The sequence below is a fragment of the Anaeromyxobacter sp. Red801 genome (assembly GCF_049201065.2).
Lineage (GTDB): Bacteria > Myxococcota > Myxococcia > Myxococcales > Anaeromyxobacteraceae > Anaeromyxobacter.
Map to the genome: position 1 here is coordinate 4,864,871 of NZ_CM181236.1, position 13,332 is coordinate 4,878,202.

The 13,332-nt window shown below is 75.4% G+C and carries 18 protein-coding genes and 1 pseudogene; 14 read left to right on the forward strand and 5 right to left on the reverse strand.

The genetic code is table 11. The features are described from left to right. Positions 1–115 precede the first annotated feature (115 nt). Positions 116–175 (forward strand): annotated as a pseudogene (locus tag ACOQFB_RS22375) (zinc-ribbon domain-containing protein); the annotation flags it as partial. A 17-nt stretch (positions 176–192) separates the two neighbouring features. Here ACOQFB_RS22375 and ACOQFB_RS22380 read toward each other — a convergent pair. Further along, on the reverse strand, positions 193–468 hold the full coding sequence (locus ACOQFB_RS22380; RefSeq protein WP_494492374.1) for a hypothetical protein: 276 nt from the start codon (positions 466–468) through the stop codon (positions 193–195). 71 nt (positions 469–539) lie between these two features. On the opposite strand from ACOQFB_RS22380, the gene ACOQFB_RS22385 reads away from it, so the two are divergent. The 9 genes from ACOQFB_RS22385 to ACOQFB_RS22425 all read left to right on the forward strand — a co-directional run bounded on the left by ACOQFB_RS22385 (position 540) and on the right by ACOQFB_RS22425 (position 7,562). Then, positions 540–1,250 (forward strand): tetratricopeptide repeat protein, encoded by a 711-nt coding sequence (locus ACOQFB_RS22385; RefSeq protein WP_494492375.1) that lies wholly within the window; start codon positions 540–542, stop codon positions 1,248–1,250. Positions 1,251–1,252: 2 nt separating this feature from the next. Further along, complete coding sequence (locus ACOQFB_RS22390) at positions 1,253–1,588, forward strand: TFIIB-type zinc ribbon-containing protein (RefSeq protein ID WP_059437338.1); 336 nt, start codon at positions 1,253–1,255, stop codon at positions 1,586–1,588. Positions 1,589–1,595: 7 nt separating this feature from the next. Beyond that, a complete protein-coding gene (gene gatC, locus ACOQFB_RS22395) occupies positions 1,596–1,889 on the forward strand; it encodes an Asp-tRNA(Asn)/Glu-tRNA(Gln) amidotransferase subunit GatC (RefSeq protein WP_421610475.1) in 294 nt (97 codons plus the stop codon). After that, positions 1,886–3,364, forward strand: coding sequence for an Asp-tRNA(Asn)/Glu-tRNA(Gln) amidotransferase subunit GatA (gatA, locus tag ACOQFB_RS22400; RefSeq protein WP_421610476.1), 1,479 nt, complete (start codon positions 1,886–1,888; stop codon positions 3,362–3,364). Before gatC ends, gatA begins: the two co-directional genes overlap by 4 nt. A gap of 1 nt (position 3,365) precedes the next feature. Then, a complete protein-coding gene (gene gatB / locus ACOQFB_RS22405) occupies positions 3,366–4,820 on the forward strand; it encodes an Asp-tRNA(Asn)/Glu-tRNA(Gln) amidotransferase subunit GatB (protein ID WP_421610477.1) in 1,455 nt (484 codons plus the stop codon). A gap of 2 nt (positions 4,821–4,822) precedes the next feature. Beyond that, positions 4,823–5,038 carry a hypothetical protein gene (locus tag ACOQFB_RS22410; protein WP_421610478.1) on the forward strand — a complete coding sequence of 72 codons (216 nt, stop codon included), beginning with the start codon at positions 4,823–4,825 and terminating at the stop codon, positions 5,036–5,038. Continuing rightward, on the forward strand, positions 5,035–6,054 hold the full coding sequence (mtnA, locus tag ACOQFB_RS22415) for an S-methyl-5-thioribose-1-phosphate isomerase (RefSeq protein WP_059437343.1): 1,020 nt from the start codon (positions 5,035–5,037) through the stop codon (positions 6,052–6,054). Before ACOQFB_RS22410 ends, mtnA begins: the two co-directional genes overlap by 4 nt. 64 nt (positions 6,055–6,118) lie before the next feature. Next, entirely contained in the window at positions 6,119–7,036 is a 918-nt protein-coding gene (locus ACOQFB_RS22420) for a potassium transporter (protein ID WP_421610479.1), read from the forward strand. A gap of 61 nt (positions 7,037–7,097) precedes the next feature. Then, on the forward strand, positions 7,098–7,562 hold the full coding sequence (locus ACOQFB_RS22425) for a YkvA family protein (protein ID WP_059437345.1): 465 nt from the start codon (positions 7,098–7,100) through the stop codon (positions 7,560–7,562). A gap of 80 nt (positions 7,563–7,642) precedes the next feature. On the opposite strand, the gene ACOQFB_RS22430 is transcribed toward ACOQFB_RS22425, so the two are convergent. Next, entirely contained in the window at positions 7,643–8,065 is a 423-nt protein-coding gene (locus ACOQFB_RS22430; protein WP_421610480.1) for a hypothetical protein, read from the reverse strand. Positions 8,066–8,286: 221 nt separating this feature from the next. Between ACOQFB_RS22430 and rplU the strand changes: the two genes are divergently transcribed. From rplU to ACOQFB_RS22450, 4 genes are all read left to right on the forward strand, one after another. Then, a complete protein-coding gene (gene rplU, locus ACOQFB_RS22435; RefSeq protein ID WP_011423228.1) occupies positions 8,287–8,592 on the forward strand; it encodes a 50S ribosomal protein L21 in 306 nt (101 codons plus the stop codon). A gap of 24 nt (positions 8,593–8,616) precedes the next feature. Beyond that, a complete protein-coding gene (rpmA, locus tag ACOQFB_RS22440; RefSeq protein ID WP_011423227.1) occupies positions 8,617–8,874 on the forward strand; it encodes a 50S ribosomal protein L27 in 258 nt (85 codons plus the stop codon). Positions 8,875–8,967: 93 nt separating this feature from the next. Beyond that, positions 8,968–10,032: a GTPase ObgE gene (gene obgE / locus ACOQFB_RS22445; RefSeq protein WP_059437347.1), complete on the forward strand. Its 1,065-nt coding sequence runs from the start codon at positions 8,968–8,970 to the stop codon at positions 10,030–10,032. Beyond that, on the forward strand, positions 10,029–10,706 hold the full coding sequence (locus tag ACOQFB_RS22450; RefSeq protein WP_059437348.1) for a TrmH family RNA methyltransferase: 678 nt from the start codon (positions 10,029–10,031) through the stop codon (positions 10,704–10,706). Before obgE ends, ACOQFB_RS22450 begins: the two co-directional genes overlap by 4 nt. Here ACOQFB_RS22450 and ACOQFB_RS22455 read toward each other — a convergent pair. From ACOQFB_RS22455 to wecB, 3 genes are read right to left on the reverse strand one after another with little or no spacing between them, the layout of a single operon-like run. Then, positions 10,703–11,065: a hypothetical protein gene (locus tag ACOQFB_RS22455; RefSeq protein WP_421610481.1), complete on the reverse strand. Its 363-nt coding sequence runs from the start codon at positions 11,063–11,065 to the stop codon at positions 10,703–10,705. The genes ACOQFB_RS22450 and ACOQFB_RS22455 overlap by 4 nt on opposite strands. Then, the gene (locus ACOQFB_RS22460) at positions 11,062–12,033 is read right to left on the reverse strand and encodes an RluA family pseudouridine synthase (RefSeq protein ID WP_059437350.1); all 972 of its coding nucleotides are present in this window, start codon (positions 12,031–12,033) and stop codon (positions 11,062–11,064) included. The genes ACOQFB_RS22455 and ACOQFB_RS22460 overlap by 4 nt, the downstream gene beginning before the upstream one ends. Positions 12,034–12,071: 38 nt before the next feature. Further along, positions 12,072–13,169: a non-hydrolyzing UDP-N-acetylglucosamine 2-epimerase gene (wecB, locus tag ACOQFB_RS22465; RefSeq protein WP_421610482.1), complete on the reverse strand. Its 1,098-nt coding sequence runs from the start codon at positions 13,167–13,169 to the stop codon at positions 12,072–12,074. Between the last annotated feature and the right edge of the window lie 163 nt (positions 13,170–13,332).

Consider the following 13,332-nt stretch of genomic DNA (forward strand, 5'->3'; position numbering starts at 1 on the left):
GACGAGGGCCTGCCTCCGGGAGGATATCGGGGGGTACCGGGGGGTCAATTTTTCGGCGGGGCGGGGGGCGCTCGCGTAGAATCCTGCGGAAGCGCGGGCTTTTCTCCGGGGATCCATGGACATCCGCTGCGAGCGCTGCAGGGCGGCCTACGTGCTCGACGACGAGCAGGTGACGGCCGCCGGCGTGGCCCTTCAGTGCACCAACTGCGGGTACCTCTTCGAGGTGAGGCGGAAGGTGGTGTTCGTCACCACGCCGCTCCGCCCGGAGCACGCGGTCGGCGCGAGGCCGCTCGCGCCGCCGCCCCGGGCCGCACCGCCCGCCCCGACGGCGCCGCCGGCCGCGCCGGCCCAGCCCGCCGCGCGCCCCGGCCCGACCGCCGCCGCGCCTCCCGCGCCCGCCGTCCCGCGCCCGGCCGTCCCGCCCACCGCGGCCCGCATCGAGCCGCCCCCCGCGTTCGGCGCGGGCACCTTCGATCCCGGGGAGCCGCCCCGCCAGCAGCCTGCGGCGGAGCCGGGCGCCGCAGCTGCTCCTGGCGCTGGTGCTCGCCGGCGCGCTCGGGCTCGGGGCGAAGGTGCTGCTCGACCGGACGCGCGCCCGGCTGGACCTGTTCGGCGGCGACGCCGGCCCGCCGCCGGCGACCGAGGCCGAGCCGCCGCCCGCGCCCGGCCCCCAAGGCGCGGAGCCGGCCCCGCCACCCGCCGCGGCCGAACCCGCGCCCGCCGCGCCGCCCGCGGCCGGCGCTCCCGGCGAGCCCCCGCCCACCGGCGCCGCCGCCCCGGCCTCGCCGGCGACGTCCGCCGCGCCCGCGGAGCCGCCCGCCGCCGCGCCGTCGCCCGACGCGGCGCCGCCCGCGGCCGCACCGGACGCGGCCGCCCCCGCCGCGAAGACGGCCACGGGCGCCGACGCGCTGGCGCAGGCCGGCCGCCTGCGGAGCCGCGGCCAGATCGCGCGGGCGCTCGAGCTCTACCGCGGCGTGCTCGCCACGGATCCCGAGAACGTGGCGGCCCTGACCGGGCAGGGTTTGTGCTATCTCGATCTCGCCCGCTACCCTTCCGCCGAGTCGGCCTTCCAGGCGGCGCTGCGGGTGGAGCCGGAGAATCCGGACGCCACCCTCGGGCTCGCCGAGACCTACCGGTGGCAGGGGAACGACGCGGAAGCCATCAGGTACTACGAGCGGTACCTCGCGCATCATCCCGACGGCGAGGAGGCCGCGGTCGCCCGGAACGCCATCGACGCACTGAGGAGATGACCATGTCCGACAAGGGAACGCCGGGGAAGCCGTCCACCACCGAGGACGAGTACTTCGTCCGGGAGGACGCCGAGAAGAAGCGGAAGCTCGCGCTCCAGCTCAAGAAGGAGACCGAGGAGTCGGAGCGGAAGCGGCTGAAGGACCTCCACTTCATGCACTGCCCGAAGTGCGGCATGCAGATGCAGGAGGTGAAGCTCCGCGGCGTGGACGTGGACGTGTGCTTCTCGTGCAGCGGCATCTTCCTCGACAAGGGCGAGCTCGAGCACCTCGAGAAGCCGGAGTCGCGCGGCGTGATGAGCGCGATCCTGAACTGGTTCAAGCCGGAGTCGAAGGCGTAGGCGAGAGATGGCGCTGTCGCTCGAGGAGGTCCGGCGCATCGCCGAGCTGGCGCGGCTGAGGCTGTCCGAGGAGGAGGAGCGCACCTTCGCCGGGCAGCTCTCGGCCATCCTCGACCACGTCCGCCAGCTCGAGGAGCTCGACGTCACCGCGGTCGAGCCCATGACCCACGCGCTCGCCGCCGGCGAGCTGCCGGCGCTGCGCGAGGACGCGGTGCGCGCGTCCCTCCCGCCGGAGGAGGCGACCGCCGCCGCCCCGGCGCGCGAGGGCACCGCCTTCAAGGTGCCGAGGATCCTCGAATGAGCACGCCGGCGAAGGAGCTCTGCCGCCTCGGGCTGCGCGAGGCGGGGGCGGGCGTCGCCGCGAAGGCGATCTCGTCCTCCGAGCTGGTCGAGGCCTCGCTGGCGCGCATCCAGGCCACCGACGGGAAGCTCGGCGCGTTCCTGGCGGTGAGCGCCGACCGCGCGCGCGCGGCGGCGAAGGCGGCCGACGCCCGCGCCGCGCGCGGCGAGCGCCGCTCGGAGCTGGACGGCGTGCCGGTGGCGGTGAAGGACATCTTCGTCACGAAGGGCGTCCCCACCACCGCGGGCTCGCGCATCCTCGAGGGCTACCTGCCCCCGTACGACGCCACCGTGGTGGAGCGGCTCGAGGCCGCCGGCGCGGTGATCGTGGGCAAGCTCAACATGGACGAGTTCGCCATGGGCTCGTCCAACGAGAACAGCGCGTACAGGCCCTGCCACAACCCCTGGGACCTCTCCCGCACGCCGGGCGGCAGCTCCGGCGGCAGCGCCGCGTCGGTGGCGGCGGGGCAGGTGCACGCCTCGCTCGGCACCGACACCGGCGGCTCGATCCGCGAGCCGGCCGCGTTCTGCGGCGTGGTCGGGGTGAAGCCGACGTACGGCCGCGTCTCGCGCTACGGCGTGGTCGCGTTCGCCTCGTCGCTCGACCAGGTGGGCCCGCTCGCCCGCGAGGTGGGCGACGCCGCGCTGGTCCTGCGCACCATCGCCGGCCACGACCCGCGCGACATGACCTCGTCCACCCGCCCGGTGGACGACTACCTCGGGCCGCTGGAGGAGGGCGCGCGCGGGCTGCGCGTGGGCGTGCCGCGCGAGTGGCTCTCGGGCGGCCTCGACCCCGGCGTCGAGGCCGCGATCCGCGCCGCGCTCGACACCTACCGCCGCCTCGGCGCCACGCTGGTGGACGTCTCCCTGCCGCACTCGAAGTACGGCATCGGCGCCTACTACCTCATCGCGCCGGCGGAGGCCTCCTCCAACCTGGCCCGCTACGACGGCGTGCGCTTCGGCCTGCGCGCCGAGGGCGCGAAGGGGCTGAAGGAGATGTACGCGGAGAGCCGCGAGCGGGGCCTCGGCGCCGAGCCGAAGCGCCGCATCATGCTCGGCACCTACGCGCTCAGCTCCGGGTACTACGACGCGTACTACCTGCGCGCGCAGAAGGTCCGCACGCTCATCCGCCGCGACTTCGACGAGGCGTTCCGCGCCTGCGACGTCATCGCCGGCCCGGTCACCCCGTCGGTCGCGTTCAGGCTGGGCGAGCGCACCGGGGACCCGCTCCAGATGTACCTGGCGGACATCTTCACCATCACCTGCAACCTGGCCGCGCTGCCCGGGCTCTCGGTGCCGTGCGGCCTCGAGGCCGGGAGCGGCCTGCCGGTGGGGCTGCAGCTGGTGGGGCGCCCGTTCGACGAGGCGACCCTGTTCCGCGCGGCGCGCGCGCTCGAGCGCGAGCTCGGGCCGCTGCCCGCGCCCCCGGAGCCCTGAGATGCCCATCTCCGACTTCCAGGTGGTGATCGGGCTCGAGGTCCACGCGCAGCTCCTCACCGCGAGCAAGATCTTCTGCGGCTGCTCCACCGCGTTCGGCGGCGCGCCCAACGCGCACACCTGCCCGGTGTGCCTGGGCCTCCCCGGCGCGCTCCCGGCGCTGAACCGCTCGGTGGTGGAGATGGCGGTGCGGACCGGCCTCGCGCTCGGCTGCGAGATCCGCCCGAAGAGCGTGTTCGCGCGGAAGAACTACTTCTACCCGGACCTCCCGAAGGGCTACCAGATCTCGCAGTACGAGCTGCCCATCTGCGAGGGCGGCGAGGTGACGTTCACGCTCGACGGCCGCGACCACACCGCGCGGCTGGTCCGGATCCACATGGAGGAGGACGCCGGCAAGAACGTGCACGACGTCTCCGCCGACGGCTCCTCCGGCGTGGACCTGAACCGCGCCGGCGTGCCGCTCGTCGAGATCGTCTCGCGCCCCGACCTGCGCTCCGCCGAGGAGGCCGTCGAGTACCTGAAGGCGCTGCGCGCGATCCTGATGGCGCTCGGGGTGAACGACGGGAACATGCAGGAGGGGTCGCTCCGCTGCGACGCGAACGTGTCGGTGATGCGCAAGGGCGCCTCCGAGCTCGGCACGCGCTGCGAGATCAAGAACATGAACTCGTTCCGCTTCCTGAAGCAGGCGATCGAGTTCGAGGCCCGCCGCCAGGTGGAGCTGATCGAGGCGGGCGAGCCGGTGGTGCAGGAGACGCGGCTGTTCGACCCGGACCGCGGCGAGACCCGCTCGATGCGCTCGAAGGAGGAGGCGCACGACTACCGCTACTTCCCGGAGCCGGACCTGCCGCCGGTGATCGTCGAGGCGGCGCTGGTGGAGCGGATCCGCGCCGGGCTGCCGGAGCTGCCGCGCGCCAAGGTCGAGCGCTACCAGCGCAGCCTGGGGCTCTCCGCCCAGGACGCCGGGAACCTGGTGGCGGACGCGGCGGTGTCGGCCTGGTTCGACGCGGCGCTCGCCGCGTACGGCGCCGGCCCGGAGGCGGCGAAGAAGGTCGCGAACTGGGTGATCGGCGAGCTGGCCCGCCTGGCGAACGAGACCGGCGAGGCGCCCGCCGCCTGGAAGCTGACGCCGGCGCGGCTCGCCGCGGTGCTGCGCCTCATCGACGCCGGCACCATCGGCGGACCGGGCGCGAAGCAGGTGGTGGAGGAGGTCTTCCGCACCGGCGCCGAGCCCGACGCGGTGGTGAAGGCGAAGGGGCTGGCGCAGGTCTCCGACGAGGGCGCCATCGAGGCGGCGGTGGACAAGGTGCTCGCCGCGAACCCGGGCGAGGTGGAGAAGTACCGCGGCGGCCGCAAGAACCTCGTCGGCTTCTTCGTCGGGCAGGTCATGAAGGAGATGCGCGGCAAGGGCAACCCGGCGGTGGTGAACGCGCTCCTGCGCAGGAAGCTGGGGGACTGACCGTGGCGCGCTGGGCAGGGTGGGGTGCGGGACCCGCGGGCGCCGGCGCGACCGGCGGCCCGAGCAAGCTGTTCCTCTCGCTGGCGCTGGCGGGCTCGGCGGTGGTGGCCGGGGTGCTGGCGGTGCAGGGGCGCTGGCCGGCGGCGGGCGTGGCCGCCTGCGCGGCCGGGTACTTCGCGCTGCGGCTCTTCGCCGGGCTGGGCAAGGGAGAGCGATGACGGTCCGTGAACCCCTCCGGCCGGTGCTGTACGACGACGGCCGCGACCTGGTGCGCCTGCTCGACCAGAAGGCGCTGCCGGCCGAGGAGCGCTGGCTCGAGCTGTCCACCGCCGACGCGGTCGCGGCGGCCATCAAGGACCTCACCGTCCGCGGGGCGCCGGCCATCGGCGTGGCGGCGGCCTACGGGCTGGCGGTGGAGGCGCGGCGGGGCGCCGGCCCGGAGCGGCTGCGCGCCGCGGCGGACCTGCTCGCCCGCGCCCGGCCCACCGCGGTGAACCTGGCCTGGGCGGTGCGGCGCATGTCGGCGCGGATCGGCGCGCCGGCCGCGGACGTGCTGGCCGAGGCGCACGCCATCCGCGACGAGGACGAGGCGGCCTGCCGCCGCATCGGCGCGCTCGGCGCCCCGCTCGTCCCGCGGAGCGCCCGGGTGCTCACCCACTGCAACGCCGGCGCGCTCGCCACCGCCGGCTACGGTACCGCGCTCGGGGTGGTGCGCGCGGCGGTCGAGTCCGGGAACGCCATCTCGGTGTTCGCCGACGAGACGCGCCCGTTCCTCCAGGGCGCGCGGCTCACCGCCTGGGAGCTGCACCGCGACGGCATCCCGGTGACGGTGCTCACCGACGGCATGGCGGGCTGGCTCATGGCGCGCGGCGAGATCGGCTGCGTCGTGGTGGGCGCCGACCGCATCGCCGCGAACGGCGACGTGGCGAACAAGATCGGCACCTACGCGCTGGCGGTGCTCGCGGCGCACCACCGGTTGCCGTTCTACGTGGCCGCCCCCTGGTCCACGGTGGACCTCGCCACGCCCACCGGCGCGGACATCCCCATCGAGGAGCGGGGCGCCGACGAGGTGGTCGTGCTGGCCGGCCAGCGCATCGCACCGGCCGGGGTCCCGGCGCGGTACCCGGCGTTCGACGTCACCCCGGCGGCGCTCGTCACCGCCATCGTGACGGAGCGCGGCGTGGTGCGCGCGCCGCACGCGGCCGGGCTGGCGGCGCTCGCGACGGCGCGGTAGCGCCGGGGTAGGCGGTCCGGCGCCTAGCCGCGCCGTGCACCCGGCGTCTAGGATCCGCGGCCGCATGGCGGATCTCACCCACACGCGCGTGTTCGGGCAGGCCACCCGCGGCCTGGTCGCGATCGGCCTGCGGCGCCGCCCGCTCGCCGACCTGTACCACCTGCTCGTCACCGGCCCGTGGGCGCGCCTCTGCGCGGTGTACGCGCTCGTCTACTTCGTCACCGCGGCGCTGTTCGAGGCGGCGCACTACGCGCTCGGCGAGGCGGGCCCGGCGGCGCGCGGCTCGGCGATCGCGGCGCTGGTGGCGCTCGCGCGCGGCGCCAGCCGGGACGAGGTGCGGGCGGCGCTCGCGCCGCGGGCGCTCGCGGCCGGGCTGGTGGCCGGCGCCGAGGGGTTCGTGCGCTGGGCGGAGCTCGTGATCGGCGCGGGCATCGTGCTCGCGAAGTTCTCGCTGCTCCGCGCCCGGGTGCTGTTCAGCGAGGTGGCGGTGATCGGCCCGCACCGCGGCGGCGAGGCGCTCCAGTTCCGCATGGCGAACGAGCGCACCAGCCACGTGGTGGACGCGAAGGTGTCGGTGATGCTGGTGCGCGACGAGCTCGACGACGAGGGCGAGCCGGTCCGGCGCGCGCACGACCTGCCGCTCGTCCGCGGCGGCACCGCGCTGTTCTCGCACGCCTGGACGGCGGCCCACCCCATCGGCCCGGCCAGCCCGCTCGCCGGGGCCGACGGCGGGGCGCTCGCCGCCGCCGAGGCGGAGATCATCGTCACCTTCAGCGGCTACGACGAGGCGCTCACCCGCGTCATCTACGCCCGCCACGTCTACCCGGCCGCGCGCATCCGGTGGGGCGCCCGCTTCGCGCCCATCGTGCGGACGCTGCCCGACGGGCGGCGCGCGGTGGACTACCGCCGCTTCCACGAGGTGGTCGAGGCGGAGCCCGCGGCCCGCCCCGAGCGCGCGCGGCGCCGCGCCCGCGAAGGGTGAGCCCCGCCCGACGCGGCCGGGGCGCTCCCCGCGGGCGGCCCCCCGGATTAGGATCCTCGGCATGGCCCCCCGCACCTGCCCCGCCTGCGGCCGCCCGCAGGGCACGAACGGCGACTGCATCTCCTGCCGCGACGCGGCCGCCCGGGAGCTCGCCCGCGATGCGCGCGACGTGACGCCGGAGACGGCCGGCGCGCACGCGGAGTCGGCGCGGCGCTTCCTCGCGCGCCCGCCCTGGTACGCGAAGACCGCGCCGGCCAAGCTGCGCAGCAAGCTGCGCCTGCTCTGGATGGTGATCCGCGACTACGCGAACGGCACCTACCGCAAGGTCCCGTGGAAGGCGGTCGCCGCGCTGGCCGCGGCGGTGGTCTACGTGGTCTCGCCCATCGACCTCGTCCCCGACTTCCTGGTGCCGTTCGGCTTCACCGACGACGTGCTGGCGCTCGCGCTGACCTGGGGGCTCGTGAAGCGGGAGCTGCGCGATTACTGTCAGTGGAAGGGGCTGTCGCCGGCGCACTTCGGGCTCTGATCCCGGCGCCCCCGCGAAAGGACGCGGGCGGCGGGGATCGACCCCGCCGCCCGCCGGTGCCGCACGCTCGGGTGCGGGCGTCAGTGCTTCCCGTGGCCCTTCCCCTTGCCCGGGTGGCCGCCGTGGTCGCCGCCGTGGCCGCCATGGCCGCCGCCCTCGTAGCGGGCGGGCGCGCCGTGGCCCTTGCCCGGGTGGAAGCGCTTGTACTTGCCGGGCGGGACCTGGACCAGCCGGGACGGCACGTAGCGCGGCTGCATGTAGACCCAGCCGCCGCGCGGGCTGCGGGCGCGGTACCAGCCGCCGTCGTGGCGGACCCAGTACCAGTTGTCCACGAAGAAGACCTCCTCCTCGACGTCCGGCACCACCTGGACGCCGGGGGAGACGACGACGAGCTGCGGGAGGACGACCGGAAGGTCCAGGCGGAGCTGCACCGATGCCTGGGCCTCGGCGAGGCAGGGGAGCGCGAACGCGCACGCGAGGGCGATCACATGTCGCTTGTTCATAGGACGCGGAGGATCGGCCGATCGGGCGCACGCCGCAAGGCGGAGGGATGCCCACATCGGCTCCCCCCTCCGGCGGCAGGCCGGGTGCGCCGATCCAACCGCCCGGCATTCCTTGACAGGTGCCGCGGCGCGATCGTATATGACCGCCCTTCCGGAGGGCCGGTTCGTCGCGCTCGCACGCGCGCGGCCGTGTTTTCCTCCCCAGATTCCGAGGAGAAGCGATGTACGCGGTGATTCGGACCGGCGGGAAGCAGTATCGCGTCGCCCAGGGCGACCGGGTGAAGATCGAGAAGCTCGCCGGCGACGTCGGCGGGAAGGTGAACTTCGACGTGCTGCTCGTCGGCGGCGAGGGCGAGGCGAAGGTCGGCAAGCCGACCCTGGCCGGCGTCACCGTCGAGGGCGAGATCGTCGCCCAGGGCAAGCACAAGAAGGTCATCCACTTCCGGAAGAAGAAGGAAGGCTGGACCAAGAAGCGGGGCCACCGTCAGCCCTACACCGAGGTCCTCATCACCACGGTCCGGGCCTAAGGCCCGGGGCGAACGGAGCAGGAAATGGCTCACAAAAAGGGACAGGGCTCTTCGCGCAACGGGCGCGACTCTCCCGGCCAGCGCCGCGGGATCAAGGTCTACGGGTCCGAGAAGGTGGTCGCGGGCAACATCCTCGTCCGCCAGGTCGGCACGCTCGTCCACCCCGGCCAGAACGTCGGCATGGGCAAGGACTTCACGCTGTTCGCGCTCATCGACGGCACCGTGAAGTACAGCCGGACCCGCGGCGACCGCCGCGTGGTGTCGGTGCTCCCCGGGGCGTAAGCTCCCCTCGCCTCCGGCACGGCTCGGGGCGACGGCACTGCGCGCGCCGCGGATCCTCGGGTCCGCGGCGCTTCGCGTTTCTCGAGGTCGCTCGTGAAGTTCGTCGACGAGGTGAAGATCCACGTGAAGGCCGGCGACGGCGGCGACGGTGCCGTCGCGTGGCGGCGCGAGAAGTTCATCCCGCGGGGCGGCCCGGCCGGCGGCGACGGCGGCAACGGCGGCGACGTGGTGCTGGAGGTCGATCCGCAGCTCTCGACCCTGCTCGACTACCGCTACATCCGCGAGCACAAGGCGCGGAACGGCGAGAAGGGCAGCGGCTCGGACATGAACGGCAAGGACGGCGCGGACCTGGTCCTGCGCGTCCCGCCGGGCACGGTGGTGAAGGACGCGGGCACCGGCGAGCAGCTCTGCGACCTGGGCACCGCGGGCGAGCGCGTCGTGATCGCGAAGGGCGGCCGCGGCGGCCTCGGCAACATGAACTTCGCGACGTCCACCAACCAGGCGCCGCGCTACGCCGAGGACGGCACGCCGGGCGAGGAGCGGGACCTCGTCCTCGAGCTGAAGCTGCTCGCCGACGTGGGGATCGTGGGCTACCCGAACGCCGGGAAGTCCACCCTCATCAGCCGCATCTCGCGCGCCCGCCCGAAGATCGCGGACTACCCGTTCACCACGCTCACGCCGAACCTGGGCGTGGTCGGCTGGCGCGAGCGGAGCTTCGTGGTCGCCGACATCCCCGGGCTCATCGAGGGCGCGCACGCCGGCGCCGGCCTGGGGCACCAGTTCCTCCGCCACGTGGAGCGCTGCCGCGTCCTCATCCACCTGGTGGAGGGCGCGAACCCGGAGCCGGGCCGCGCGCCCAAGGCCGACCTCGACGCCATCGACGCCGAGCTCGCCGCCTACTCCGAGGAGCTGGCGCGGAAGCCGCAGCTCGTGGCGGTGACCAAGATCGACATCCCCGAGGCGCGCGCCGCCGGCGTGAAGCTCCAGAAGCTGCTCGGCCGGCGCAAGAAGCCGGTGCCGGTGCACCTCGTCTCGGCGGTCACCGGCGAGGGGCTCGACGCGCTCCTCGACGCGGTCGGGCGCGCGCTGTTCAAGGAGGCGCGGCCGCACCGGGGCGGCGGCGGCAAGAAGCTCGCGAAGCCGAGGGCGCGCGCGTGAAGCTGGGCGACCCCGCGTTCGTGCTCCCGGAGCGCCGGGCCCGCATCGACGCGGTGGTGGCGAACCGCACCCGCACGCTCACGGTGGTGATGGAGGCGTTCTGCGATCCGCAGAACGTGAACGCGGTGCTGCGCACCTGCGAGGCGTTCGGGGTCCAGACGCTGCACGCGGTCGAGGGGCCCATGAAGCCCTACGACCGCAACAAGAAGATCAGCCAGAACGCCGACAAGTGGCTGGACGTGCGGCGCTGGTCCTCCACCACCGAGTGCCTCACGCACCTCCGCTCGGAGGGGTTCGCGATCTACGCCACGCACCTCGGCGACCGCTCCCGGCCCATGGCCGGGCTCTCCTTCGCCGGCAAGGTGGCGCTCGTGTTCGGGAACGAGCAGCGCGGCGTCTCCGAGGAGGCGCTGGCGCTCGCCGACGCCTGCTACGCCATCCCCATGCGCGGCTTCGTCCAGTCGCTGAACGTGTCGGTGGCGGCGGCGATCTCGCTCGCCCACGCGGTGGAGCGGCGCGAGGCCGAGCGCGGCCGGCACGGCGACCTGCCCGAGGACGAGGCGCAGGCGCTGCGGGAGCGCTTCTACCTGCTCGCGGTGAAGCAGCGCAGCCGGATCGCCAAGGCCGAGGCGGTCCGCGACCGGAACGCGCGCCGCGCGCGCACGCGCGGCTAGCCCTGGGCCGGCGGCCCGGGCGGCGCGGCCGGCGCGGCGTCCGGTGGCGCGGGGCGCTTCCGAGCGGTGCGCCACCCCGCGACCAGCCCGACCAGCGCGGCGACGGCGACGACCGCGGGGGCGGCGTGGTCGAGCGCGCGGCGGAACGGGGCGCGCTCGGCGGCCACGAACAGCACCAGCCCGGCGACCCCCATCACCAGCGCGAACGCGAGCGCCCCGCGCGACACCCGGCCCTTCCCCGGCCGGCCCCGCACCGCCGCGAGCCGCAGCGCGGCCGCGACCCCGACCAGCCCGGCCCCGATCGCCATCCACGCGCCGGTGAGCCCGCCCACCAGCCCGGCGAAGTCGTACGCGTTCACGGCGCGCAGCCCTCCCAGAACGCGGCCAGGTCCGGCGGCAGCGGCACCTCCAGCCGGACCGGCGCGCGGGTGACCGGGTGCGGCAGCTCGAGCCGCCAGGCGTGCAGCGCGTGGCGCGGCAGGCGGAGCAGCGCGAGGTCGCCGTCGGTCATCGCGCGCCGGGTGAACCGGTCGAAGATCTCCTCGTCGGGCCCGTAGATCTTGTCGCCCACCATGGGCAGCCCGGCGTGCGCGAGGTGCGCGCGGATCTGGTGCTGGCGCCCGGTGCGCGGGCGGCAGGCGAGCAGCGCCACCGGCGCGCCGTCCGGCGCGCGGCGCCGGCCCAGCACCTCGAACGCGGTCTGCGACGGCAGCCCCTCCGCCGCCACGTGCATCCGCACGCGCACCGCCGACGCGCCGGTGAGCGCGAGCGGCGCGTCCACCGTGAACGCGTCCTCGACCGGCGCGCCCAGCGCGAGCGCGAGGTAGGTCTTGTGCACGCGCGCGTGCGCGAAGTCGCGCTTCAGGACCTTCGTCACCTCGGGCGCGGTCCCGCAGGCGAGCAGGCCGGAGGTCTCGCGGTCGAGCCGGTGCGCCGGATCGACCTTGCGGTCCGGGTAGCGCAGGCGCGCCAGCGAGGTGAACGTGTTCGCGGCGTAGCGCGCGGTGGGGTGGACCGGCAGCCCGGCCGGCTTGTCCACCACCAGCAGCGCGCCGTCGTCGTGCACCACCCCGAACTCCTGGGGCGTGTCCGGCTCGGCCTCGGCGTCCTTGAGGAGCGCGAAGGAGAGGCCGGGCGCGACGCGGGTGGAGGGCTTCAGCCGGCGGCCGTCCTCGGTCTCGAGCCGCTGCGCGATGAGCCGCTGCACCCGCTCGCGCGAGAGCCGGCGGATCTTCTCCTGGAGGTAGCGATCGAGGCGCCACCCCGCGTAGTTCGGCTCGACCGTGAAGCGGACCCGGACCTGCTGCGTCACCGGCGCACCATACACCGGCGGCCGCCGCGACGCCCCCGCCCCGCGCGGCGCCGTCAGGCCCGCGCCAGGAACGCGAGCACCGCGTCCGCGGCCCGCTCCCCCGCCTGCCCGTCCCAGAGCGCCGGGACGCGTCCGCGCCCGGGGGCGCCGTCGAGCGCGCGGCGGGCCTCCGCCACGATGCGGCCGGGGTCGGTGCCCACCACGTGGTTCGTGCCCTCGCTGACGGTGACCGGGCGCTCGGTGTTCTCGCGCAGCGTGAGGCAGGGGACGCCGAGCGCGGTGGACTCCTCCTGCAGGCCGCCGGAGTCGGTGAGCACCAGGCGCGCGGCGCTCGTGAGCGAGAGGAACTCGAGGTAGCCGAGCGGCTCGACCAGCCGGAGCGCGGCGGCAGCGCCGGCGAGCGCGGGGTCGGCGAGGCGGGCGCGGGTGCGCGGGTGGACCGGGAACACCACCGGCAGCGCGCGCGCGACCTCCGCCAGCGCGCCGAGCAGCCGGCCGAGCGCGGCGGGGTCGTCCACGTTGGAGGGCCGGTGCAGCGTGAGGACGGCGTACCCGCCCTCCTCGAGGCCCAGGTCGCGCCAGGCCGAAAGCGCGCGGGCACGCGGCAGGTGCGCGCGGAGCGTGTCGATCATGAGGTTGCCGACCCGGGCCACCCGCGCCGCCGGGACCCCCTCGCGCGCGAGGTTCTCGTCGGCGTCCGGGCTCGGGGTGAGCAGCAGGTCGGCGAGGTGGTCGGTGACCACCCGGTTCAGCTCCTCCGGCATGCTCCGGTCGTGGCTGCGCAGCCCCGCCTCGAGGTGCGCCACCGGGATCCCGAGCTTCGCCGCCACCAGCGCGGCCGCCACCGTCGAGTTCACGTCGCCGGGCACGACCACCAGGTCCGGCCGCGGCGCCGCCTCGAGCAGCGCCCGCTCGAACGCGATCATCACCCGGCCCGTCTGCTCGCCGTGGGTGCCGGAGCCCACCCCCAGGTCGAGGTCCGGGCGGGGCAGCCCGAGCTCGGCGAAGAACACGCCGCTCATCCGCTCGTCGAAGTGCTGGCCGGTGTGGACGAGGCGCTGCGCCGCGCCCCGCCGGGAGAGCGCGGCCATGAGCGGGGCGACCTTCATGAAGTTGGGGCGGGCGCCGACCACGTGGAGCACGAGGGCCATGTCGAAAGCTAGGAGGCCGGCCGTCCCCCGAAAATCACCCGCGAGCCCGCGGGCGCGGCCCCGCGGAGCTCCGCTCCGTGGCGCGGGGCGCGGCCCCGTCCTGAATGATTCTCGGCCGCTCGAAACCTGCCGTTGACTCGGGGGATCCCCCCGCGTACTTTGC